Annotated in this window: 20 protein-coding genes, 2 pseudogenes and 1 riboswitch; of the genes and pseudogenes, 10 read left to right on the top strand and 12 right to left on the bottom strand. The window is 69.3% G+C overall.

Going from position 1 to position 23,893, the window contains the following annotated elements:
• Positions 1-32: 32 nt before the first annotated feature.
• The 9 genes from hisG to LWJ43_RS28315 all read right to left on the bottom strand — a co-directional run bounded on the left by hisG (position 33) and on the right by LWJ43_RS28315 (position 6,947).
• Entirely contained in the window at positions 33-881 is an 849-nt protein-coding gene (gene hisG, locus LWJ43_RS28355) for an ATP phosphoribosyltransferase (protein WP_277335016.1), read from the bottom strand.
• Positions 882-933: 52 nt separating this feature from the next.
• On the bottom strand, positions 934-1,206 hold the full coding sequence (locus tag LWJ43_RS28350; protein WP_277335015.1) for a phosphoribosyl-ATP diphosphatase: 273 nt from the start codon (positions 1,204-1,206) through the stop codon (positions 934-936).
• A gap of 35 nt (positions 1,207-1,241) precedes the next feature.
• Entirely contained in the window at positions 1,242-1,727 is a 486-nt protein-coding gene (gene ribH / locus LWJ43_RS28345; protein WP_277335014.1) for a 6,7-dimethyl-8-ribityllumazine synthase, read from the bottom strand.
• Between the two features lie 53 nt (positions 1,728-1,780).
• Entirely contained in the window at positions 1,781-3,067 is a 1,287-nt protein-coding gene (locus tag LWJ43_RS28340; RefSeq protein WP_277335013.1) for a bifunctional 3,4-dihydroxy-2-butanone-4-phosphate synthase/GTP cyclohydrolase II, read from the bottom strand.
• On the bottom strand, positions 3,064-3,708 hold the full coding sequence (locus LWJ43_RS28335) for a nicotinamide mononucleotide transporter family protein (RefSeq protein ID WP_277335012.1): 645 nt from the start codon (positions 3,706-3,708) through the stop codon (positions 3,064-3,066). Before LWJ43_RS28335 ends, LWJ43_RS28340 begins: the two co-directional genes overlap by 4 nt.
• On the bottom strand, positions 3,705-4,325 hold the full coding sequence (locus LWJ43_RS28330; RefSeq protein WP_277335011.1) for a riboflavin synthase: 621 nt from the start codon (positions 4,323-4,325) through the stop codon (positions 3,705-3,707). Before LWJ43_RS28330 ends, LWJ43_RS28335 begins: the two co-directional genes overlap by 4 nt.
• Positions 4,326-5,426 carry a bifunctional diaminohydroxyphosphoribosylaminopyrimidine deaminase/5-amino-6-(5-phosphoribosylamino)uracil reductase RibD gene (ribD, locus tag LWJ43_RS28325; RefSeq protein ID WP_277335010.1) on the bottom strand — a complete coding sequence of 367 codons (1,101 nt, stop codon included), beginning with the start codon at positions 5,424-5,426 and terminating at the stop codon, positions 4,326-4,328.
• 161 nt (positions 5,427-5,587) lie between these two features.
• A riboswitch (FMN riboswitch) is annotated at positions 5,588-5,718 on the bottom strand.
• Positions 5,719-5,880: 162 nt separating this feature from the next.
• Positions 5,881-6,072 (bottom strand): DUF397 domain-containing protein, encoded by a 192-nt coding sequence (locus LWJ43_RS28320; protein WP_277335009.1) that lies wholly within the window; start codon positions 6,070-6,072, stop codon positions 5,881-5,883.
• An 8-nt stretch (positions 6,073-6,080) separates the two neighbouring features.
• Positions 6,081-6,947 carry a helix-turn-helix domain-containing protein gene (locus tag LWJ43_RS28315; protein ID WP_277335008.1) on the bottom strand — a complete coding sequence of 289 codons (867 nt, stop codon included), beginning with the start codon at positions 6,945-6,947 and terminating at the stop codon, positions 6,081-6,083.
• Positions 6,948-7,496: 549 nt separating this feature from the next.
• Between LWJ43_RS28315 and LWJ43_RS28310 the strand changes: the two are divergent.
• From LWJ43_RS28310 to LWJ43_RS28280, 7 genes and pseudogenes are all read left to right on the top strand, one after another.
• Positions 7,497-8,513: pseudogene (locus LWJ43_RS28310) on the top strand (MarR family transcriptional regulator).
• Between the two features lie 114 nt (positions 8,514-8,627).
• A complete protein-coding gene (locus LWJ43_RS28305) occupies positions 8,628-9,122 on the top strand; it encodes an ATP-binding protein (protein WP_277335007.1) in 495 nt (164 codons plus the stop codon).
• A gap of 48 nt (positions 9,123-9,170) precedes the next feature.
• Positions 9,171-9,662 (top strand): SseB family protein, encoded by a 492-nt coding sequence (locus LWJ43_RS28300; protein ID WP_277335006.1) that lies wholly within the window; start codon positions 9,171-9,173, stop codon positions 9,660-9,662.
• Positions 9,659-10,305: pseudogene (locus LWJ43_RS28295) on the top strand (hypothetical protein). Before LWJ43_RS28300 ends, LWJ43_RS28295 begins: the two are co-directional and overlap by 4 nt.
• Positions 10,287-10,808: a putative T7SS-secreted protein gene (locus LWJ43_RS32935; RefSeq protein ID WP_346772000.1), complete on the top strand. Its 522-nt coding sequence runs from the start codon at positions 10,287-10,289 to the stop codon at positions 10,806-10,808. The pseudogene LWJ43_RS28295 and the gene LWJ43_RS32935 overlap by 19 nt, the downstream one beginning before the upstream one ends.
• Entirely contained in the window at positions 10,720-14,928 is a 4,209-nt protein-coding gene (locus LWJ43_RS28290) for a polymorphic toxin type 30 domain-containing protein (RefSeq protein WP_346771999.1), read from the top strand. The genes LWJ43_RS32935 and LWJ43_RS28290 overlap by 89 nt, the downstream gene beginning before the upstream one ends.
• A gap of 17 nt (positions 14,929-14,945) precedes the next feature.
• Positions 14,946-15,284, top strand: coding sequence for a hypothetical protein (locus tag LWJ43_RS28280; RefSeq protein ID WP_277335005.1), 339 nt, complete (start codon positions 14,946-14,948; stop codon positions 15,282-15,284).
• Between the two features lie 869 nt (positions 15,285-16,153).
• On the opposite strand, the gene LWJ43_RS28275 is transcribed toward LWJ43_RS28280, so the two are convergent.
• Positions 16,154-17,377, bottom strand: a complete 1,224-nt coding sequence (locus tag LWJ43_RS28275; RefSeq protein WP_277335004.1) for an ROK family transcriptional regulator — start codon at positions 17,375-17,377, stop codon at positions 16,154-16,156.
• Positions 17,378-17,518: 141 nt separating this feature from the next.
• Between LWJ43_RS28275 and LWJ43_RS28270 the strand changes: the two genes are divergently transcribed.
• The 3 genes from LWJ43_RS28270 (at position 17,519) to LWJ43_RS28260 (ending at position 21,245) form a co-directional block, all read left to right on the top strand.
• The gene (locus LWJ43_RS28270; protein ID WP_277335003.1) at positions 17,519-18,748 is read left to right on the top strand and encodes an MFS transporter; all 1,230 of its coding nucleotides are present in this window, start codon (positions 17,519-17,521) and stop codon (positions 18,746-18,748) included.
• A 132-nt stretch (positions 18,749-18,880) separates the two neighbouring features.
• Entirely contained in the window at positions 18,881-20,272 is a 1,392-nt protein-coding gene (locus LWJ43_RS28265; RefSeq protein WP_277335002.1) for a uracil-xanthine permease family protein, read from the top strand.
• Positions 20,273-20,534: 262 nt separating this feature from the next.
• Positions 20,535-21,245: a DUF5995 family protein gene (locus LWJ43_RS28260; protein WP_277335001.1), complete on the top strand. Its 711-nt coding sequence runs from the start codon at positions 20,535-20,537 to the stop codon at positions 21,243-21,245.
• Between the two features lie 40 nt (positions 21,246-21,285).
• Here the strand turns inward: LWJ43_RS28260 and LWJ43_RS28255 are convergent, their stop codons facing one another.
• Together LWJ43_RS28255 and LWJ43_RS28250 are read right to left on the bottom strand one after the other, a co-directional pair.
• Positions 21,286-22,977 carry a flavin monoamine oxidase family protein gene (locus LWJ43_RS28255; RefSeq protein ID WP_277335000.1) on the bottom strand — a complete coding sequence of 564 codons (1,692 nt, stop codon included), beginning with the start codon at positions 22,975-22,977 and terminating at the stop codon, positions 21,286-21,288.
• A gap of 46 nt (positions 22,978-23,023) precedes the next feature.
• Positions 23,024-23,821 carry a carbon-nitrogen hydrolase family protein gene (locus LWJ43_RS28250; protein ID WP_277334999.1) on the bottom strand — a complete coding sequence of 266 codons (798 nt, stop codon included), beginning with the start codon at positions 23,819-23,821 and terminating at the stop codon, positions 23,024-23,026.
• Between the last annotated feature and the right edge of the window lie 72 nt (positions 23,822-23,893).

The raw sequence follows: 23,893 nt of genomic DNA, 5'->3' as shown, positions 1-23,893 counted from the left end.
CGGCCGCCGGAGGCGGCCGGCGTGGATGGCCGTCAGAGGCGGCAGGCGTGGATGGCCGTCGTGAGGATGGCGCGCGCACCCAGCTCGTACAGGTCGTCCATGATCCGCTGGGCCTCCTTCGAGGCGACCATGGAGCGGACGGCCACCCAGCCCTCGTGGTGCAGCGGGGAGATGGTCGGCGACTCCAGCCCGGGGGTGAGGGCGACGGCGCGCTCCAGGTGCTCGACCCGGCAGTCGTAGTCCATCATCACGTAGCTGCGGGCCACCAGGACGCCCTGCAGACGGCGCAGGAACTGCTGCACCTTCGGGTCGTCGCCGGGGGCGCCCTTGCGGCGGATCACCACGGCTTCCGACTTCATGATCGGCTCGCCGATGATCTCCAGGCCCGCGTTGCGCATGCTGGTACCGGTCTCGACGACGTCCGCGATGACCTGCGCGACGCCGAGTTCGATGGCCGTCTCGACGGCTCCGTCGAGGTGCACGACAGAGGCGTCGACGCCCTCGTCGGCGAGGTGCCTGGCCACGATGCCCTCGTAGGACGTGGCGATCGTCATGCCGGTGAAGTCCTTGGGGCCGGTGGCCGTGCCGGGCTTCGTGGCGTAGCGGAACGTGGACCGCGCGAAGCCGAGCTGGAGGATCTCCTCGGCCTCGGCGCCGGAGTCCAGCAGCAGGTCACGGCCGGTGATGCCGATGTCCAGCCGCCCCGAGCTGACGTAGATCGCGATGTCGCGGGGCCGCAGGTAGAAGAACTCGACCTCGTTCGCCGGGTCGACGAGGACCAGTTCCTTCGACTCCTTGCGCTGCCGGTAGCCCGCCTCATGGAGCATCGCCATCGCAGGCCCGGAGATTGCACCCTTGTTGGGGACGGCGATGCGCAGCATGAGGTCAGGTTTCCTTTGTACGGAGGGAGTTCCGGGACGGGCGGGGATGTGCTCAGAGGTGGGCGTAGACGTCGTCGAGGGAGATCCCGCGGGCGACCATCATCACCTGGACGTGGTAGAGCAGCTGGGAGATCTCCTCGGCCGCGGCTTCCTTGCCCTCGTGTTCGGCGGCCATCCAGACCTCGGCGGCCTCCTCGACGACCTTCTTGCCGATGGCATGCACGCCCTTGCCCACCAGCTCGGCGGTGCGGGAGGTGGAGGGGTCGCCGTCGGCGGCCTTGAGCTGGAGCTCGGCGAAGAGCTCTTCGAAGGTTTTGTTCGCCATGATGGTCCTTAGAATACGGGGTCCCGGGGCGCTGCTCAGCGCCAGGGTTCGCTGACGGTGCGCAGTGTGGCGGCGGTGGCCACGGCGGCGGTGACGGCCTCGTGTCCCTTGTCCTCGTTGGAGCCCTCGAGCCCGGCCCGGTCCAGGGCCTGTTCCTCGTTGTCACAGGTGAGCACGCCGAAGCCGACGGGGACCCCGGTGTCGACCGTGACCTGGGTGAGGCCGTTGGTGACCCCCTGGGACACGTATTCGAAGTGCGGGGTGCCTCCGCGGATGATCACTCCCAGGGCGACGATCGCGTCGTAGCCGCGGCCGGCGAGCACCTTGGCCACGACCGGGAGCTCGAAGCTGCCGGGGACCCGCAGCAGGGTCGGCTCGTCGATCCCGAGGTCGTGCAGCGCGCGCAGGGCCCCTTCGACGAGTCCGTCCATGACCTTCTCGTGCCACTGGGCCGCGATCACCGCCACCCGGAGGTCTCCGCAGTTGCGTACGGACAGTTCGGGTGCGCCCTTGCCGCTCATGTCTCTCCTGTGTGTGTTCGTCGGTGCTTACTGGTCGCCGCGGGCCGGGTGGGTCACTGGTTGCCGCAGGCCGACGCGGCGGCGTCGAGCCAGGGCAGGTCGTGCCCCATCCGGTCCCGCTTGGTGCGCAGGTAGCGCAGGTTGTGCTCACCGGCCTGGACGGGCATCGGTTCGCGTCCGGTGATCTCGAGCCCGTACCGCACGAGCGCGGCGGTCTTGTCCGGGTTGTTGGTCATCAGGCGCAGGGTCCGCACGCCGAGGTCGCTCAGGATCTGGGCGCCCGCCGCGTAGTCCCGGGCGTCGGCCGGCAGGCCGAGTTCCAGGTTGGCGTCGAGGGTGTCGGAGCCGCGCTCCTGGAGTTCGTAGGCGCGCAGCTTGGACAGCAGTCCGATGCCCCGGCCCTCGTGGCCGCGCAGATAGACGACGACCCCGCGGCCCTCGGCCGTGACGCGCTCCATGGAGGTGTGGAGCTGGGGCCCGCAGTCGCAGCGCTGGGACTGGAAGATGTCGCCGGTCAGGCACTCGGAGTGGACCCGGACCAGGACGTCCCGGCCGTCGCCGATGTCGCCGTGGACGAGCGCGACGTGCTCGACGCCGTCGACCACGGAGCGGTAGCCGTACGCGGTGAACGCGCCGAAGCTGGTGGGCAGTCGGACCTCGGCCTCGCGGCGCACGGTCGGTTCGGCGCTGCGGCGGTAGGCGATCAGGTCCTCGATGGAGATGATCGTGAGGCCGTGCTTGCGGGCGAAGGGGACGAGCTCGGGCAGCCGCAGCATCACCCCGTCCTCGCCGGCGATCTCGACGATGGCTCCGGCGGGACGCAGGCCGGCGAGCCGGGCCAGGTCGACGGCGGCCTCGGTGTGACCGTTGCGGACGAGGACCCCGCCGGAGCGGGCGCGGAGAGGGAAGACGTGGCCGGGGCGCACGAAGTCGCCGGGGCCCGCCCTGCCGCCCGCCAGCATCCGGAGCGTGGTGGCCCGGTCGGCCGCGGAGATCCCGGTGGTCACCCCGTGCTCGGCGGAGGCGTCCACGGAGACGGTGAAGGCGGTCTTCATCGACTCGGTGTTGTGCGTGACCATCTGCGGGAGTTCGAGGCGTTCCAGTTCCTCGTCCTCCATGGGAGCGCAGATCAGGCCGCGGCACTCGGTCATCATGAAGGCGATGATCTCGGGGGTCGCCTTCTCGGCGGCGATGACGAGGTCGCCCTCGTTCTCCCGGTCCTCGTCGTCGACGACCACGACGGGCCGTCCTGCGGCGATGTCGCGGATGGCCTGTTCGACGGGGTCCAGCGAGAGGTCCTCGAGGGTGCGGTCGTGCGACCAGGCGGGCTGGGCAGTCATGCCGTGGCTCCCTTCAGAGCGGGTGTCCGCGTACGCAGCCACCAGTCGCGCATGCCCCACAGGACGAGGGCGCCGTAGACGACGTAGATGAGACCGGAGAAGGCGAGTCCGCTCTGGAAGTTGAGCGGTACGCCGACGAGGTCGACGAGCAGCCAGGCGAACCAGAACTCGACCATGCCGCGTGCCTGGGCGATCATCGCCACGAGGGTGCCGGCGAAGATGTAGGCGTCGGCCCACGGGCTCCAGGAGAGCGACGGGAAGGCCGTGAACAGGCCGCCGACCGCCAGGGTCCCCAGAGCGGCGCCGCCCAGCAGGTATCCGCGCTCCTTCCAGGTGGCGAAGCGCACGGCGATGGACCCGTCCTGCGCCTGCTGCCTGCCGCGGGTCCACTGCTGCCAGCCCCAGACGGCGACGGCGACGACGATCAACTGCTTGCCGACGCTGCCCGCCTGCTGCACGGAGACGTTGGCGGCGACCAGGACGACGCCGGACAGGAGCTGGGCGGGCCAGGTCCACACCGAGCGCAGCCAGCCGAGGGCCAGGGCGATCAGACCGATCGTGTTGCCGATCATGTCCGACCAGATGATGTGCTGTCCGAAGGCGCTGAACGCCTCCGAGTTCAGCCAGTCCAGGGCGTTCATGCGACCGGCCCCCCGGCTTCCGGGGCGGACCCGTGGGCGAGCAGCCGCTCGACGTACTTCGCGAGGACGTCCACCTCGAGGTTGACCGGGTCGCCGGGCTCCTTGATGCCGAGCGTGGTCAGGGCGAGCGTGGTGGGGATGAGGCTGATCGTGAAGTGGTCGGTGCCCGCCTCGACGACGGTCAGGCTCACGCCGTCGACGGTGATCGAGCCCTTCTCCACCACGTATCGGCTCAGGCCGGCGGGCAGGGAGACCGTGACGATCTCCCAGTTCTCGGAGATCTTGCGCCCGACGATGTGGCCGGTTCCGTCCACGTGACCCTGGACGATGTGGCCGCCGAGGCGTCCGCCGAGGGCCATGGGGCGCTCCAGGTTGACCCGGGAGCCGGGCATCAGCGCGCCGAGGCTGGAACGGTCCAGCGTCTCGGCCATGACGTCGGCGGTGAACTCGTTCTCCCCGAGGTCCACGACGGTGAGGCAGACGCCGTTGACGGCGATGGAGTCGCCGTGCTTGGCGCCGTCGGTCACGACGGGCCCGCGCAGTCGGAAGCGGGAGGCGTCGTCGAGCTTCTCGACGGCGGTGACCTCACCCAGTTCTTCGACAATTCCGGTGAACACTCAGTTTCCCTTCCGAGTAGGGACGGGGACGGCGGTGATGCGCAGATCGGGGCCGATACGGACGGTCTCGGTCACATCGAGGCGCAACGCCTGGGAGATGGTGGAGATTCCGGCGTCGGCGAGGGCGGCGGGGCCCGCGCCGAGGAGGACCGGGGCGAGATAGCCGACGACGGTGTCGACCGCCCCCGCGGCGACGAAGGCGCCGGCCAGGACCGGGCCGCCTTCGAGGAGTACGGAGCGGATCCCCCGGCCGTGCAGGGCGGCGAGCAGCGCGTCGATGTCCAGGCCCGGTCCGCCGGTGGCGCGCGGCAGGCGCAGCACGGCCTCCTCGGGGAGGTGGCCGGCCTCGGCGTCGTCGGCGACCGCGACCAGGGTGGGCGCGGCCTCGTCGAGGACGCGGGCTCCGGGCCGGACGGCGGTGGCGCCGGTGTCGACGACCACCCGGAGCGGCTGGGTGGCGCCCTCGATGCCACGTGCGCCCAGCTGGGGGTCGTCGGCACGGGCGGTTCCGGAGCCGACCACGACGGCGTCCGCCTCGGCCCGCAGGCGGTGGACGTCGGCACGGGCCTCGGGGGAGGTGATCCAGCGGCTGGTGGCGTCGGCGGCGGCGATCCGGCCGTCGAGGGTCGCCGCGTACTTCCAGAGGACGTACGGGCGGCCGAGGCGGACCGAGGTGAGCCACGCGGTGTTGCCCGCCTCGGCCTCGTCGGCGAGGAGGCCCTGTTCCACCTGGACGCCCGCGGCGCGCAGGGTGTCGGCACCGCCGGTGGCCTGCGGATTCGGGTCGCCCACCGCGTACACGACCCGGCGGACGCCGGCGTCGACGAGCGCCTGGGCGCACGGTCCGGTGCGTCCTGTGTGGTTACAGGGTTCGAGGGTGACGAGGGCGGTGCCGCCCCGGGCCCGCTCGCCGGCCGCGCGCAGGGCGTGGATCTCGGCGTGCGGCCCGCCGGCGCGCTGATGGAAGCCTTCGCCGGCCTGTTCCCCGGCGGCGTCGAGGATGACGCATCCGACGACGGGGTTCGGGCTGGTGGCGCCGAGTCCGCGGGCCGCGAGCGTGATCGCCCGCCGCATGGCGTCTGTTTCGGCTGCGGTTGCCACCGGGTCCTCCTGCCTCTTCGGGCACGGACTCCGGGGCCTGTCGATGACGACAGATGAAGCGGAACGCAACAGGGGAACGCCGAAAACCGAAGACACGGATGCAGGCGTCCCGGGACTTCCCGGAACACATCCGCCGACGGCGGCGTACCTGTGACGGCCCGCCGCGCACTGCCTCCCATCCGGACTTTCACCGTCGGTCCAGGAATCTCACCTGGTCAACCGGCCGCTGGATGCGGACGGGTCGCGGACTATAACCGCCGGTTCGGAATTACACCGACCCCGGAGTGCGCTGCTGCTGGTACACGGTCATTGTGCCACGGCGGTCAACGGTCCATCCGGGTGACTTCTGTGGGACGGGTCACAGAGCGTGGGTGCGGCTGCGAGAACAGTGACCGGGGCCGGGCCTGACGGCTCCCTCGCAGGGCGTGCGGGGGGGGCGCTCCGTGTAGGTGGCTCAGTTCGCGGCCAGCCCGAGGAATCGCGCCCACGCCCGGACCCCCACGGTCAGCACGGGACCGTCTGACTGCTTCGAATCCCGGATGTGCACGTGCGTGGCCACGGCGGCGACCTCGATGCACTCGCCGCCCTCGCCACTGCTGTAGCTGCTCTTGAACCAAGCCGGTTCAGGCAGGCTCGACGCACTCATCCGGCTCATCATCCTTCTCCCAGGAGTCCCTCGACGACGTCCAGCGATTCACGTGGTGTCAGAGCCTGAGCTCGGATGATCCCGTACTGCTCCTCGACATCCCGTACCACCGCCCAGTCGGTATGCAGACGGCTGTCTCGCTGAACCTCAACGTAAGCCATCCTCCGCCCGTCGTGTTTCTCGATCAAGGTAAATGGCCCGGCGAGACCGCAGTGCTCCGTCCGCTCAGTCGGCATCAACTGGACCTCTACGTTGCGAAGATGCCCGTGGAGGATGATCTGTTCCAGTTGTCCCCGCAACACGGATCGTCCTCCGACAGGCCGATGCAGCACCGACTCCTCGATGACGAAGCTCAGAGTTGGCATGGGCTTGCGAGCGAAGATCGCCTGGCGTGCCATACGTGCAGAAACACGCTGCTCAATCGTCTCCTCATCAAGGAGCGGGCGTCGCATCGCGAAGACAGCGCGTGCGTACGCTTCCGTCTGCAGCAAGCCCGGCACGGCCAGCGTCGCGTAGACGTGAAGCGTGACGGCCTCGGCCTCCAAGCGCGCCATGTCCCGGAAGAACGCCGGGTACTGCGACCGCGCAAGCTCCTCCTTCAACGCCATCAACAGCCCACCGGCCTCCAGCAAACGATCCGCCTTGTCGACGAACTCCGACTGCGGGATGCGCCGCCCCTGCTCGAACGAGGCCACCGACTGGGCCGCGTAACCCAGCCGCTTCCCGAACTCCACCCGGTCCAGCCCCGCCCGCACCCGAAGCAGTTTCAACTGCCGTCCGAATGCGACCGCCACGCCGTTCTCCGACTTGCCGTCCGGCGGCGTCCCCGACGGGGTCACCGCCCCCGCGTCCATGGCCGCCTCGTCCTGCGTCATCGCCACCCGCCTGTCCCACGTGCGTACTCGCCTCGGCCCATCGCGTACAACCAGCCTGCTAAGGACGGCTCTTCAAGGTTGCGTCACACCGACGGCACCGGCTCCGGAAGGCAGCCCCGCCCCGGCTCGTCCCACTCGGGCACCGTAACGACCCACCCTCTCGCGCGCACACCATTCCGGCCGCGTTCCATCGAAGGAGTGGCCCGACCCTCGGTACTCAAGAGCCGAGCTTCGAGCGTCGGAAACGGATCGTTCACTCGTAGGGGGGATGAAATCAAGGGGGCGGGCCCGACGCTTGAGCTTCGGGATTCGGGAGTCGGGATGCGAGCTTCGAGATCCGAGCGATGTTGTTCACCCGGTAGGTAGAAGAAGGGTTTCGGGAAAACCTCCCCACCCTCCCTACCCGGCCACACCCAGCCGATATGACTAAATGTGATCGGCTTGCGGCGCACCGTCACGACTGCTTACGGTGCCCCCAACGAATCGACCCCGACGCGGTGCGGAAACACCAGGCCGGGGTCTCACCCCAAGATCGAAGTAGGCGATCTCGTGGCTACCGAGCACCTTAGCCCTGCCCTCCGCGCACCCGCATCCTCGCGCCCGTACGCGAAAGCCCGCCCCGGCTACGGCAAGCGAACCGCATCGGGCCAACGCGCGCCCCGGGCAGACGACTTCGCCCTGATGCCGGAGCGCGAGCGGCACATCGCCGGATACGTCGACCGGCTCCCCGACGGCGCGGCCATGGACATCAAGTCACTGGCCAGGAGCCTCCCGCTGTACGGACAGATGGCCGTCTCCAGCGCGTTGAAGGCCCTCTGAGTGGCCGGGCACCTACGGCGCGTACGCTGCCTGGCCGGCGAGGGGGAGCAGGTCCGCTGGGTCTCGCGCACCTACTGGTCCCGTACTGCCCGCGACAACGAGTGGTGGGACACGTTCCTGACCACCGAGAGCAGCCACTCCACGCCGGAAGCCACACCCACTCCCCCGCTTACCGACGCCGAAGCTCCCGCCGCGGCCTCGACCTCAACACCCGAGCCCGCCGCGCCTACGGTCCCGCCCGCTCCCGCGCCCGCATCAACCGCCATGCCCACGCAGCGCACCCCGGCGACACCAGCGGACGCCGCCTCCCCCGCGTACCTCGCCCTGGCCCAACTCGGCCGCCGGGACACGCGCCTGGCGCTCTCCGCCGCAGACTGCCGCGCCCTGGAGCCCCTGGCCGCCGGCTGGTTCGCACGCGGCGTGGATGCCGACTACCTCACCCAGGCCCTCACGGCTGGCCTCCCCGCCCAGGTCGACTCCCCCGTCGGCCTCGTGCGCCGCCGCCTCACCGACAAGCTGCCGCCGCTGCTGACCAGCAGCCCGACGCCTGCCGCAACCAGCGCCCCGAAGCGCCGCCTCCTCGCGGAGTGCACCGAATGCGGCCGCCCCGGCTCGCCCGAAGCCCTCCCCGACGGCCTCTGCCGCCCCTGCCGGACGACCTCGCAGGAGGCGCCCACCGCTCCACCTGCCGAACGCGACGTCCACGCACTGGTCGGACAGCTACGCGACCTGACCCGCCTGCCCTGACCCCGTTCCAGCCTGCCCCTCCTGCGTACAGGCCTCTCCCTCTCCACGCACATCCGGGCTGCGACAGTGCGTAACCCCTGGTCACTTTCAGTCATTGCGCGCCAGTGTGGGGGAATGACCGACAAGCAGCCGCTCCTCCCCGTACGACCGACGCGCGCCCCAGACGCGCAATTCGCCTGGCACCACTTCACGTTGCGTTTCAGTTCCACGCCGCGGGGCGCTCGTCTCGCCCGGCGCCTGGCCGGTGAACGCCTCGATGCCTGGGGCGTTCCGTACGGGAGCGAGGCGCACGATGCGCTGCTGCTGGCCGTCGCCGAGCTCAGCAGCAACGCGGTGCGCCATGGTCACGTGTCCGGCCGGGACTTCCGCCTCCGCCTCTCCGCCGAAGGCACGGCCATCCGCATCGAGGTCACCGACACCCGAGGCGAGCACCTCCCCGCCCCCGCCGAACCAGCCTCACCCGATCAGGACGGAGGCCGGGGGCTCCTGCTGGTCGCGGCCCTGGCCGACCGCTGGGGCTGGTACCCCTGCGCGGACGGGCCGGGCAAGACGGTGTGGGCGGTCCTCGAAGTCTCCCCGTGCCCGGAGCAGCAGGATTCCAGCCAGTAGGCGCTATCACGTTGCACTTGAAAATCCGTGCGTGTGATGATCCTTCGTATGACCACGGGTGGGGACGGGATACCGGAGCAGCAGCGGAGGCGGTCACGGCTGGCGGACCTGGATGATGTTCCGGGGCCGCCTCCCGAGCGGGCACTCGCTGCAACGTCGGTCGAGACCGAGAAGGAGCAGTTGCTTGCGGCACGCCGCGAGTTTGCCGTGCTGCTGGGTGAGTTTCGGCGTACGGCGGTGTTGGTGCCGCTGGACGAGGCCGGTGATCTGTGGTCGGCGGAACAGAACGGTGTGCGCTGGATCTGCGCCTTTTCGGACGAGGAGGCGTTGGCCCGGTTTGCGTCGGCTCGTGGGGAGGCCGGTCGTGAGTGGGCTTACCAAACCGTTCTGGGTGCGCGGTTGCTGGATGTGATGGTGCCGATGTTGCCGGGTCCTGCGGGGGTGGCGCTGGACGCGGGTAGTACGGACGGGATGTTGTTTCCGCCGGTGGCGGGCATCGTGCCGGATGCGGTCGCCGTTGATCTCGGGGGGATGCAGTGAGCGGGGAGAACGCGGATCTTCAGGTGCCGCCGGAGGCGTTGGCGGAGATCGCGAAGGGGATCAACCTGGCGCACGCGGAGCTGAAGGAGCTCGGATTCATCGGCGAGGCGTCGGTGGGCGGGGTTTTTCGGATCTGGCTTTGTCGGGGCTGGAGTTGGGGCATGGCGGGCTGACGTCTGAGTTCGAGACGTTCTGCAACCGCTGGGAGTGGGGCGTGCGGGCCCTGACCCAGAAGGGGAACGGGTTCGCGCTGGGAGTGGGGTTGTCGGCGGGTTCCTTCGCGGAGCAGGAGCAGTACGTCAAGGACTCGATCAAGATCGGCGTGAACTCCCTGAACGGGAATCCGCATGCCTCCGAGGACGACGTCAAGGGCATGAGCTGGGACGCGATCAGCACGCAGTCCGCGTACGACGACCCGGACTGGAGCTGGGACTCGATGGCCGAGGCCAACGACGAGGTGGGCCAGACCTGGCGGGACACGATGTACGACGGGGAGGACGCGCTGCTCGACTCGTGGGAGAACTCCGGGTTCATCTCCCCGGAACGGCGCGCGGAGATGGACGAGACGCTGAAGGAAAAACTCGATCCGTCCCAGGAGATTCTCGATCAGGCTGAGCAGCCGCGGTGGGGGCAGAGCAACTGATGGTGGACTGGGGGAAGTGGGGCGACGCCCTCTACGACGGGGCGGGCAACCTCGTCGACAAGGGCAAGGAGATCGTCGGCACAGGGATCGACAAGGGCACCGATGTGCTCGGCGCGGGTCTCGAGAAGGTCGGTGCCGACGAGTGGGCCGACGAGGTCGAGGACTGGGGCGATGAGACCGCCTCCGCTCTGGGTGCGAACGTCGGGGAGCAGCAACTCGGTCAGACCGAGGAAGCGGATGAGCTGATCCATGGCAGGCCGGAGAAGATCAGCGCGGCGGTGAAGAACCTCCGCGACTTCCAGAAGGCGTTCGATCTCGTCGGCAGCGGGATGAAGAAGCTCGACTCCGGCCGTTGGAAGGGTGAGGCCGCTGACACCCTTCCGCGCCAAGTTCCAGACACTGCCCACCGACTGGGTGCGCGCGGCGGACGCGTTCGAGGACGCGGCCAAGGCGTTGGAGACGTTCGCGGGGACGGTTACCAGGGCGCAGGCCAAGGCCGGTGAGGCGATCGCTCTCTACAAGGAGGGCAAGCAGGACTACGAGACTGCGGCGGCCGCTTTCAAGGAGAAGGCGGAGGCGTACAACGCGGTCCGCAACACCGACCACCCCCTCCCGCACCCGGGGAAGTTCTCCGACCCGGGTGCGGCCAAGCGCCGGCATGCCCAGGAGATCCTTCAGCGCGCCCGGCAGGCACGCGACGACGCTGCCGAAACGGCCAAGGGCGCGATCACCGCTGCAATGGCCCAAGCTCCGAAGGAACCCACCGGCCTGGACCGGGCGAAGCAGGAGCTCTTCGACTACGGGGTCGGCCAGTCCATGGAGCTGACCCACGTCGTCGGCGGTGCCGTCAAGGGCACCGCGGGACTGCTGAACTTCGTCCGCTCGGTCAACCCGACCGATCCGTACAACCTGACGCACCCGGCCGAGTACTACAAGGGCGTCAACATGACGCTCGCCGGCCTCGTCTCCACCGTGACCAACCCCGACCGCGCGCTGAAGAACGCCTGGGACGCGGCCAAGGGAGACCCCTCCGAGTTCCTCGGCCGGCTCCTCCCCGAACTCATCGGCACCAAGGGCGGCGGCCTGATCAAGGGCGGCCTACGGGCCGGGATGAAAGACCTCGCCGAACGCCCCAAGGGCCCCAACCGCCGAAGCCACGAGGAGAACCCCGACGCCAACGGGCAGCAGTGCAGCAAGGTCAAGTGCGCCGGAGACCCTGTCGACGTCGCGACGGGGCGCATGCTGCTCCCGCAGACGGACATCGTGCTGCCGGGCTCACTACCCCTCGTCTTCGAGCGCGTCTTCGACTCCTCGCACCGGGCCGGACGCTGGTTCGGCTCCGGTTGGTCCAGCACGGTCGACCAGCGCCTTGAGACCGACGCGGAAGGTGTGGTCTTCAGCTGCAACGAGGGCAGCCTCCTCGCCTACCCGCACCCGGCACCCGGCGCCCCCGTCATGCCCACGCACGGCCGACGTTGGCCCTTGGACCGGGTGCAGGACGGCTACACGATCACCGAGCCGGAGACCGGCCAGGTCCGGCACTTCGTCGACCAGCCGACCGGGGAGCTGGCGCTGCTGGCCCAGATCGACGACCGCAACGGCCGCTGGATCGCCTTCGAGTACGACGAGACGGGTGCCCCGACCTCGATCGTGCACCACGGCGGCTACCACCTGAAACTCACCACCGCCGAAGGCAGGGTCACCGCCCTGCACCTGGCAGGCGCCGGCCCCGACGGCACCGACCAGGAAATCCTCCGCTACGGCTACACCGACGGCCACCTCACCTCGGTCACCAACTCATCGGGGAAACCCCTGCGCTTCGACTGCGACGAACTGGGCCGCATCACCGCATGGACCGACACCAACGGCAGCCGGTACGAGTACGTCTACGACGAACATGACCGCTGCGTCTACCAGAGCGGCACCAACGGCCACCTCGAAGCCCGCTTCACCTGGGACGACATCGATCCGGACACCGGCCTACGCATGACGTCGATGACGGACGGCCTCGGCCACACCACGCGGTACGCGATCAACGACCGCGCGCAGGTCGTCACCGAGATCGACCCCCTGGGCGCGACCACTCGCTTCGTGTACGACCGTCACAATCGGCTGCTTTCACGCGCGGACCCACTGGGCTACGTCGTCCGGTACACCTACGACGAGCAGGGTCGCATGACGGTGGCGGAGCGCCCGGACGGACGCCAGAGACGAACCGAGTACGACGAGCTCGGACTACCGATACGCATCATCGGCACAGACGGCAACGTCACGCGCCAGGCCTTTGACGAGCGAGGCAACCGCACGTCGATCACGGAACCATCCGGTGCAGCCACCACGTTCGCCCACGACGGCGAAGGCACGTTCACCTCCCGCACGGACGCACTCGGACACACCTCGACGGTTGCTTCCAACGAGGCTGGCCTCCCTCTAAGCATTACCGATCCGCTGGGGGCGGTCACACGGTACGAGCGCGACCCATTCGGCCGCCCCGTGTCCGTCACGGATCCGTTGGGCGCCGTTACACAGCTCAATTGGACAGTTGAAGGCCACCTCGCCCGCCGTATCGAACCCGATGGCAGCACACAGGTGTGGACGTACGACGGTGAAGGAAACTGCCTTTCCCACACGGACGATATGGGCGGCACTACCCGCTTCGAATACACCGGCTTCGACCTGTTGACGGCCCGCACCGGCCCGGACGGCATGCGGTACGAGTTCACGCACGACACCAATCTCCGCCTCACCGAGGTGACCAACCCGCAATCAATGATGTGGACGTACACGTACGACCCGGCAGGCCGCCTCGTGGCAGAGACGGACTTCGACAACCGGACAATGACTTACGTGTACGACGCGATTGGGCGTCTGACATCCCGTACGAACGCACTGGCCCAGACTGTCACGTACAAGCACAACAAACTCGGCCAGATCGTTCGTAAGGACGCGGCGGGCGCAGTCACAGCCTTTAAGTACGACATCTTCGACGAGCTGGCGGAGGCCACTGGCCCGGACGCGACGCTGGTACGACTGCGGGACCGCTTCGGCCGTCTCAAGTCCGATGAAGTGAATGGCCGTACGCTCTCGTTCACTCACGACGCACTGGGGAGGCGAACGGGCCGAAAGACCCCGGGCGGGGTGACCAGCAACTGGTCATACGACGCAGCGGGCCGACGGTCAGCACTCACGGTCTCCGGCCGGAGACTCACCTTCGCGCATGACGAGCTCGGCCGCGAAACATCCTGCACAGTGGGCGATTTCGTATCTCTGACCTCCTCGTACGACATAATGGGTCGCCTCACGACCCACGAGGTCACTGCGGTAGGCGGCCGTCGTCTCCAGCGTCGCGCGTACGCCTACCGCCCTGACGGCAACCTCGTCGGCGTCACAGACGAGCTATCCGGCACCCGCCACTTCGACCTTGACGCGGCAGGCCGCGTAACAGCCGTACACGCGTCCGGATGGACAGAGCGGTACTCATACGACGAGGCAGGCAACCAGGCGAACGCCTCCTGGCCGCCTGCCCATCCGGCCCATGAGTCGACCGGCTCCCGCACCTACACGGGCACAAACATTACGCGCGCGGGCTCCACCCGCTACGAGCACGACGCCCAGGGTCGCACCATCCTGCGGCAGAAGGCCCGTCTCTCGCGAAGGCCGGCCACTTGGCGCTATGCGTGGGATGCCGAGGACCGCCTGACGTCGGTGACGACGCCGGACGGCACGGTCTGGCGGTACGCATATGACCCGTTGGGTCGCCGAATATCCAAGCAATCCCCCTCGGAGGTCGTTCACTTCATTTGGGACGGCGCAACCCTCTGCGAGCAGACGACAAAGCGCACGACCCTTACCTGGGACTATGCCGGTTTGCGTCCCTTGGCTCAGACAGAACGCCGCCACGGCTCCACCGACGACCGGTTCTTCGCCATCGTCACTGACCTGATCGGCACTCCAACAGAGCTCATCGACGAATCGGGCGCCTTGGCATGGCGCACCCGCGCTACCCTCTGGGGCACCACCACCTGGGCCCGCAATGCCACGGCGTATACTCCGCTGCGCTTCCCGGGCCAGTATTTCGACCGCGAATCGGAACTTCACTACAATTTCTTCCGCTATTACGACCCAGAGTCGGCACGCTATCTCACACCGGACCCCCTGGGCCTGACCCCGGCCGACAACCCGGTCACATACGTCCATAACCCACACACGTGGAGTGACCCGCTCGGGCTCGGTCCCTGTCCGCCCCGAATCAAGGACGGAGGCTGGGACCTCAGGGGGGATGCGGACCCGCTGAGCGTCATTCCGAAGGATGCGGTTCAGGAAACATGGAGGCCCATCCCAGGTGGTGTCGAGCACGGCATCAAGTGGTCTTGGACGGACGAAGTCACGGGTAAAACGGTGCGTATGCGGGTCCACGGGCCCGATCTCCAACCGCATGCCGGCCCCAACGCCAGCAGCGGCCCTATCTACCGGATTCAGATCGGGCGCCAATTCCAGGACGAGGCAGGAAATCTCTACCACCCGCAGATCGGAAACTCCAAGAGTCCGAACTACAATGAGGCGGCGATCAATGACACCCACATTCCGTGGCCCAGTCATCTACCAGTTCCGTACCCGCACTGAACAGGATGGTTTCCCATATGGAAAACAGGTACTATATCGACTTCCTCCGAGATCTTCTGAGTCTCGACGAAGCACTGCGCACAGAGGCAAGCAACCGCGTTGAGGACTTTGTAAATCTACTCTCCGACACCCAAGCCAGAGTGACAGGTGACCTTGTCGCCATGCTGGCCCCGCACGCGAACTCCCGGGTAGCCCTGGAGGCACTCCTGCATGCACTGTCCGATCTTGACGGATGCGGGAAGCTTGACGAAGTCGACCTCTCACCCCTGGCAAAGATCCCCGGATCCGCGATCCACGTGGAACACCGCGAGTATATGGAGGAATTCGTCCCACGGATCACAGGGACGAGTGAGTGAGCGTTTCAGCGTTACCTCTCCAGGGTGACGACGGCTTTGGCGGTTACTCGCGGAACGGAGGCACCCTGCGAGATAATTTGGGCTTCTTCAATTCAGCCGCACGAAACCCCTCCCTCGGCGACACGCAAGCCCTTGAACCTGCAGCACGATCCACATTCACCGGAGAAATGACCGCGCCACGGTTTCACGGAGGTCGACATCGTCGAACTGAGGGGTAACGCGTTCATGCAGCAGGCCGCGAACACCCTTCGGACGGCTCACCGCCTAGGATCGGGGGCGACAGAGCTTGGGACCTTGGCGAAGGACACCCTTGGCCCTGCATTCGGCCCACTTTCCTTCGTCGCCGTTTTTAGCAGCGCATTCGGAATTCCGATAGACGTCCTCCAGCGAGCGCTCGCCTGGCAAGGGTTCAATCCCGGCACTAACGCCATCTCGGATGAAGAGTTCACAGATCTCCTCGCCAAGTGGCTCGGCGAGTCGGCTAGCGAATAAAATTTCTCCATTCCCCCCTGAACTGAGGGTAGATACGTAACCGATTTCGATTTACAGAACCCCTCTCAAGGACATCGCAGAGGTCGTTCTGTTCGTGGCCGCTACCCCGGATCCCGCTCGCGCAGGGTTCAAGCGATCCCCTATGTCTCGCCTGAACCGACAACAGGAGGGGCAAGAATCTAAGCCCACCGGAACGCTGTCTGCTGTTCGTCGCCTGCACCCGCGCCCGGGACAGTCTGTACGTGTCATGGGGGGGCGAGCCGAGCCATTTCCTGGTGGAGGCGGGGGCCGTCGGGCACCGGAGCTGACGGGTCGTCCCAGGCCTGACTGGAACGTGTGCCTCAGCGCCCGGCCCCTCATCCCCCCACGCCGGAGCGTCACCGCGCGGGAGCGAAGAGGGCGTCCTGGGCGGCCTCCCGGGCGGCGAACAGCGCGCCGCGCAGTACCGCACCGCCCCCCAGCGTCCCGGCCCTGACCTCCGTACGCAGCGGTGACATCCGGGCGAGTCGCTCCGCCACCCGCGCGGCGAGGACGTCGCCACCGGCGCGGCCGACCTCGCCGGCGAGGACGAGGCAGCCGGGGTCGAGCACGGAGACGACGGAGGCGGCTCCGAGCGCGAGACGGCCGGCGAGCGCCTCCAGGAAGGCCTCGCCGTCCGTGCCGGCGCGGAGCGCGGCCCGTACGGCGAGCGCGGCGGCGGGGTCCTGCTCCTGGGAATTCTCCCCCGGGGACTGCGCGGCCTCCCCCGCCTCCGGTGAACCCCAGGCCCGGATGCCGTGCCGCGCGGCCAGCTCGCATACGGCCGCCGAGCCGACCAGGGAGTGGAACCCTCCGTCGCAGTTGACCGACGAGGGGACCCCCGAGGTGCCGGGCACCGGCAGGAACCCGATCTCCCCGGCTCCTCCTGACGCTCCGCGCCGCAGCTTCCCGTCGAGCATGACGGCGGCGCCGATGCCGTGGCCCAGCCAGAGCAGCACGAAGGTGTCGCGGTCCCGGGCCGCACCGATGCGGTGTTCGGCGACGGCGGCGAGGTTGGTCTCGTTCTCGACGAGGACGGTGGCGTCCAGACGCTGCTGGAGTTCCCTGACCAGGCCTCCGTGCCAGGCGGGGAGGCCTGCGGTGTTCCTGAGCTCGCCGGTGACCGGATCGATCAGGCCGGGGGCACCGATGCCTACGCTGTGCAGCGGGGCGGTGCCCGCCGTGCGGGCGGTGCGCTCCAGCATCGCCACGGCCCGCTCGACGGCGAACCGCGTGCCGGTGTCACTGCCGATCGGCAGGGTCGCCTCGGCGAGAGTGACGCCGAGCAGGTCCGCGACGGCAACGGCGACGCTGTCCGTCCGTACGTCGAGGGCGGCCAGGTGGGCCCGGTCGGCGACGATCCCGTACAGCCGGGCGTTGGGGCCCCGCCGGTCCGAGCCGCTCTCCCCGACCACCCGGACCAGACCGGCGTCCTGCAGGCGGTCCACCAGATCGGCGACCGTGGGCCGGGACAGGCCCGTCAGGGCCTTCAGCTGAGTGGCCGTCAGCGGGCCGTCCTGCTGGAGGAGTCGCAGGGCGAGCCGGTCGTTGATGGCCCGGGCGGTGCTCGGGGATGCGGGCATGCCGGGATCCTTCCAGATCTCTGACGGTCCGCCGCCATGGGGGTTATTTATCAGGCAGGGTTCCTGATAGTTTACGGCGCGCACCACACGACAGGCGCCGGGGGCCCGGTCCGCCGCAATTCCTCAGGGGAGGCACGGAGTATGACGAAGGACTCGACGGTCCCGGTCTTCGGCACGGAGCAGATCAGGCGGGCCCGGTACGCGGTCGGCGCGGTCTTCGCCGTGCACGGGGCGGTGACCGGCAGCTTCGCGACCCGGGTGCCGTGGATCCAGGACCACGCCTCGGTCAGCGCCGGTCAGCTCGGCCTCGCGCTCGCCTTCCCCGCGATCGGGGCCTCACTGGCCATGCCGCTGGCCGGCAGTGTCAGCCACCGCTTCGGCGCCCGCACGGCTCTGCGGGGCCTGCTGGCGCTCTGGACGCTGGCGCTGATCCTGCCCGCCCTGTCCCCGAATCTGCTCACGCTCTGCCTGGCACTGTTCGTGTACGGGGCGACCGCGGGCATGTCGGACGTGGCGATGAACGCCCTCGGCGTCGAGGTGGAGAACAGGCTCGACAGGTCGATCATGTCCGGGCTCCACGGCATGTGGAGCGTGGGCGCCCTCGTCGGTTCGGCGGCGGGCACGGTCGCGGCGCACACGGGTACCGACGCACGGCTGCACCACACGCTGGCCGCGCTGGTACTGACCGTCCTCGGGCTGGCCGCCTGCCAGGGGGTCCTGGACCTGCGCAGCGAGCCCGACGAGGAGCCGCCGCCGCGTTTCACCCTGCCGCCGAAGTCGGCGCTGGTCATCGGAGCGGTGGGCTTCTGCGCGGTGTTCGCCGAGGGAGCCAGCATGGACTGGTCGGCGGTCTACCTGCGCGACGTCATGGGCAGTTCGGCCGGCCTCGCCGCGGCGTCGACCACGGCGTTCGCCCTCATGATGGCCATCGCCAGGATCGCCGGCGACAAGGTGGTCGACCGGTTCGGGGCGGTGCGCACCGTACGCGTCGGAGGCGTCCTGGCCACGGCCGGCGGACTGCTGGTGGTCCTGTCGTCCGGCCCGGCCCTGGCGCTCTGCGGCTTCGGTCTGCTGGGCCTCGGCGTGGCGGTGGTCGTTCCGCTTGCGTTCGCCGCGGCCGGACGCAGCGGCACGAACCCGAGCAGGGCCATCGCGGGCGTCGCCACCATCACGTACACCTCCGGGCTCATCGCCCCGTCCGCCATCGGTTCACTGGCCGAGGCGACCTCCCTCCTCGTGTCGTTCGGCCTGGTGACCGTGCTGGCGTTCGGGCTGGTCCTGGGCGCGGGGGTGCTGCGGGCCGGCGACCGCAAGATCGCGGAGGGTGGCACACCGCTGCCGTCGCCGGCCAGGAGCACCACGGACGGCTGACGGCGGAACGGCCGGCTCCGCCCGCGGCGGGCCCGCGCGCGAGGACACCGGCCGACGGCACTACCATGGCTCTGATCTTTTTCCGCGGGTGGACCTCCGGGGCGCACCGCACACACCAATCAGGGAGCGACCATGGGCCTCGGCGTGCGCTGGACCTTGCACGGCGACGGGAAGACCCCCGCACCAGGGGCCGTGGTGCGCCCCGACGAGCGGCTCTCCTGGCCCCGGACGTTCGGGCTCGGCGCCCAGCACGTGGTGGCCATGTTCGGGGCGTCCTTCGTCGCGCCCGTCCTGATGGGGCTCGACCCGAACCTCGCGATCATGATGTCCGGTGTCGCCACCGCCATCTTCCTGCTGGCGACGAAGGGCAGGGTCCCCAGCTATCTGGGGTGCTCCCTCTCCTTCGTGGGTGTGGCCGCCACGATCCGGGCCACTGGCGGCAGCAGTGCCACCGTCACGGGCGCGGTCCTGATCGTCGGTGCCGTGCTGTTCCTGGTCGGGCTCATGGTGCAGCGGTTCGGCGCGCGGATCATCCACGCGGCGATGCCGCCCGTGGTGACCGGTGCCGTCGTGATGCTGATCGGCTTCAACCTGGCGCCCGTCACCGCGTCGACGTACTGGCCGCAGGACCAGTGGACGGCCCTGCTGGTGATGCTGTTCACCGGCCTGGCCGTGGTCTGCCTTCGCGGTTTCTTCTCCCGTATCGCCATCTTCCTCGGGCTCGTCTTCGGCTACGTCCTGTCCTGGGTACTCGACCTGGTCCTCGGGAAGATCCACTCCCCGGCCGGCGGTGCCGAGGCGGTCGACCACTGGCGGCTGGACCTGTCGGCCGTCGCGGACGCGGACTGGATCGGGCTGCCGTCCTTCCACGCGCCGAGCTTCGAATGGTCGGCGATCCTGGTCGCGCTGCCGGTCGTCATCGCGCTGATCGCCGAGAACGCCGGGCATGTGAAGGCCGTCGGCGAGATGACCGGCGACTCTCTCGACGACAAGCTGGGCACCGCCATCGCCGCGGACGGCGCCGCGTCGATGCTGTCCACGGCCGTGGGCGGCCCGCCCAACACCACGTACTCCGAGAACATCGGGGTGATGGCGGCGACCCGGGTCTACTCCACCGCCGCCTACTGGGCCGCCGCGTGCTTCGCGCTGCTCTTCGGCCTCTGCCCCAAGTTCGGGGCGGTCGTCGCCGCGATCCCCGGCGGGGTGCTCGGGGGCATCACCGTCATCCTGTACGGCATGATCGGCCTGCTGGGCGCCCAGATCTGGCTGAACGCCAAGGTCGACCTGCGCAATCCCCTCAACCTCGTTCCGGCCGCCGCGGGCATCATCATCGGGGTCGGCGGGGTCAGCCTGAAGATCAGCGACAACTTCGAGCTGAGCGGTATCGCGCTCGGCACGCTCGTGGTGATCACCGGCTACCACGCGCTGCGAGCCTTCGCCCCCGCGCATCTGAAGACCCAGGAACCGCTGCTGGACTCGGGCACCTCCCAGTACGACGAGAAGCCGCCGACCGGTACCTCCTGAGCACACGCCCGGTACCTCCCGGGCGCCGGGCGCGGCACGCGGGCAGGCTCCGCTCGGCGCGTGACCGGCTCGTGGGCGGGGGCCGGCCGGCACGGCCTACGCCGGCGCCGCCGTGGTGTGGTGGCGGGCCGCATCGGACCTGTCCCGCGCACGTACACCCGGCACGCTTCGTCCCCTCCCCCGGCGCCCGGTGTTCGCCCGTTCCGATGAAGTCCCGGGCCGGTCGGCGCCGCGGCGAGGCTACGGCTGGGACGCTGCCCGCATGGACCGGATCGAGCAGTTCGCACCTCCGGCCGGCACTGCCGGCACGACGACCGATGTCGGCGGCGTGATCGAGCGGATGCGCGGGTTCCGCTCGCACTGGCCGCCCGGGGACGGCGTCGCGGTCTTCAACGAGGTCTATCTGACGGTCACGGAGACACTCGGCCGGCACCTCTCGGACGGCGCGTTCCGGGACCGGGAAGCCGTGTCGACGCTGGACGTGCGGTTCGCCGAACGCTATCTGGCGGCGGTCGACACGGCCGTCTCGGGCGGCCTTCCGCCGGAGTGCTGGCGGCCCCTGTTCCAGTACCGGCTCCATCCGGGCGTACGTCCGCTGCAGTTCGCACTCGCCGGTATCAACGCGCACATCGGACACGATCTCGCCCTTGCCGTCGTGGACACCTGCCGTACCCTCGGCTGCGCTCCGGTGGATCTGGAGGAGGAGTTCGAGCGGGTGGGAGACCTCCTCGTGATGCTGGAGGAGCAGATCCGCGAGGATCTGATGCCGGGTCCCGACCTGCTGCAGGTCGCCGATCCGCTGACCCACCTGGCCGGGGCCTGGAGTCTTGAGCGGGCCCGTGAGGCGTCCTGGTCGGCGGCCCGGATGCTGTGGCGACTGCGCGGGGCACCGCCCCTGGCCGAGGAGTTCCGGTCGCGGATGGACGCCGGGGCCGGGCTGGTGGGGCGCTTCCTGCTCACCCCGTGCCGCTGAGACGACGCGGCGGCGCCCCTCAGCCCGGCTCAGCCCGGCTTCAGCCCTCCGGGAGCTCGACCGGCGCGATCTCGTCGAAGACGTCACCCGGGCCGGGATTCGTCGGGTCGGTGGCGCCGCCGAACTGCGCCATCACACCCCATACGGCGTTCAGCGCGGTCTGCACGGCCCCCTCGGCCCAGCCCGCCGTCCACGAGATGTCGTCGCCCGCGAGGAACAGGCCGCGCTTGTCGGCGGGCAGTCTGTCCTGCATGAAGTGGGTGAACAGCCGCCGCTGGTAGCGGTAGTGGCCGGGCAGGTTGGCCTTGAACGCGCCCATGAAATAGGGCTCGTTCTCCCAGGAGACGGTGACGGGGTTGCCGATGACGTGCTTGCGGATGTCGACGCCCGGATAGATCTCGCCGAGCGACTTGAGCATGACGTCCATGCGCTCCGTCGGGGAGAGGGGCAGCCACTTCAGGCTGTCGTCGCACCACGTGTAGGAGAGGCAGATGACGGCCGGCTTGCCGGGACCGTCGTCCAGGAGGTACGTCCCCCGGGTCATCCGGTCCGTGAGCGTTATGGACATGGTGTCCCGGCCGGTGCTCGCGTCCTTGTCGAGCCAGAACGGACGGTCGACCGGCACGAACAGCTTGGACGACTCCATGTAGTGGGTGCGCTCCATCGCCGTCCAGTGGTCGATCGGGAAGAGCGCGTCGTCGCAGGCGATCTTGGAGAGCAGCAACCAGGACTGTCCGGTGAAGACCGCCGCCCGGTAGCTGCGGATGTCGCCGCCGGCGTCGGTGACGGTGATCCGGTTCCCGGCCGTGCGGTCCAGCCGGGTCACGGCGGTGCGGGGCTGCCCGTCGTGCAGGGAGGAGAGCGACGTGCCGAGCGGCCAGTGCACGATCTTCTGCGGCTCACGGTCCCACAGGCGCAGCGGCAGTTGCTGACTGCCGCCGACGATCCCCCGGTGGTGGTCGTCGGCCTCGGTGTAGACGACGCGGAGGATCTCCAGGATCGAGTTGGGGAAGTCGGTGTCCCAGCCGCCGGTGCCGAAGCCGACCTGTCCGAAGATCTCCCGGTGCCGGAAGGAGGAGAAGGAGTCGGAGCCGCACAGGAATCCGTAGAAGGTCTGGTCGTCGAGCTTCTCGACGAGCTTCGCCCAGATCTCCCGGATGCGCGGCACGTCGCGCTCGCGCATCGCGCGGTTCATGTCGGAGAAGTCGGCGCCCTCCTCCAGGCAGGAGTTCCAGGCGTCCATCACCTCGCGGTACACCGGGGGCAGGTCGTCGATGGTCCGCGCGTAGTGGGACTCGCCCTTGAGGTCGACGACGGTCGACGGGGTGGCCGGGGAGAGGGGGTTGGGGAACGGCTTGGTCTCCAGGCCCACGAGGTCGATGTAGTGCTGGAGCGCCGTGGACGAGGGCGGGAAGCGCATCGCGCCCATCTCGGCGGTCAGCGCGGGGTCGCAGCCCTCGAAGCCGACGGTACGCAGGCGCCCGCCGATCCGGTCCGCCTCGTAGACGACGGGCTTCAGCCCCATCTTCATCAGTTCGTAGGCGGCGATGATGCCGGAGAGCCCGCCGCCGATGACGGCGACCTCGGCACCGTGTTCGGTGGCCGGTATCTGTCCGATGCCCGCCGGGTGGGCGAGGAAGTCGTCGTAGGCGTAGGGGAAGTCCGGCCCGAACATGGTGATCGGCGGCTGCGCCTCGGTGTGCTGGACGGCGTTGGGCACGGTGGACGTCATGGGGGTGGGGCTCCTGGCGGGAGAACGTGCGACGGGGTGAGGGATATCAGACGAGGGAGCCGTACAGACCGGGAACACGGTCCTGGAGGTACGGGTTGGCGGCACGGGAGGCGGCGAGCAGCGCGGGATCGGCCTCACCGACGACGAGTTCCTCGCCCCGCCCGGCGCGGACGCGGACCGTGCCGTCGGGGCCGGCCAGGCAGCTCAGCCCGGTGAAGTCGAACTCGCCTTCCTGGCCTGCCCTGTTGACGTAGGCGATGTAGAGCTGGCTCTCGAAGGCGCGGACCGGCACCACGGCCTCGGCGACGAACGGGAAGGGGTGCATCAGCGCGGTCGGGACCAGCAGCAGCTCCGTCCCGGCCAGGGCGTGGGCGCGCACGTTCTCCGGGAACTCGACGTCGTAGCAGATCAGCAGCCCGAGGCGGACGCCGTCCAGCTCGGCCTGCACCACCGGCTGCTCGCCGGGGGTGAACCACTCCTCCTCGAAGCTCCCGAAGAGGTGGGTCTTGCGGTAGTTGGCGAGTGGCGCGCCGCCGGGGCCGATGAGCTGCGCCGCGTTGAAGACGGCGTCTCCCGACCGCTCCGGGTAGCCGTAGTGGACGGCGAGGCCGTGGCGTACGCAGATGTCGGCGACGGCCTGCGCCGAGGGCCCGTCCGCCGGCTCGGCCAGCTCGGGGGCGGCGTCGCCGATGGCGTATCCGGTGAGGAACAGCTCCGGGCAGACCAGCAGCCGGGCACCCGCGGCGGCGGCGCGCGCCGCGGCCTCCTCCAGCGTGGCGAGGTTGGCGTCCACGGAACCGGTCCGTCCGGAGCTCTGGAGCAGGGCGGTACGCAACGGCGGCATGGCTGACCTCGGGCGGGACGGGCGGGGTGGGGAGACGTATCGAAGGTACGGCGCGGGGATCACGGCCGACAA

This window comes from Streptomyces sp. JH34, assembly GCF_029428875.1.
In the GTDB taxonomy this organism is placed as follows: Bacteria; Actinomycetota; Actinomycetes; order Streptomycetales; family Streptomycetaceae; genus Streptomyces.
This window is presented reverse-complemented; position numbering and strand designations above follow the sequence as displayed.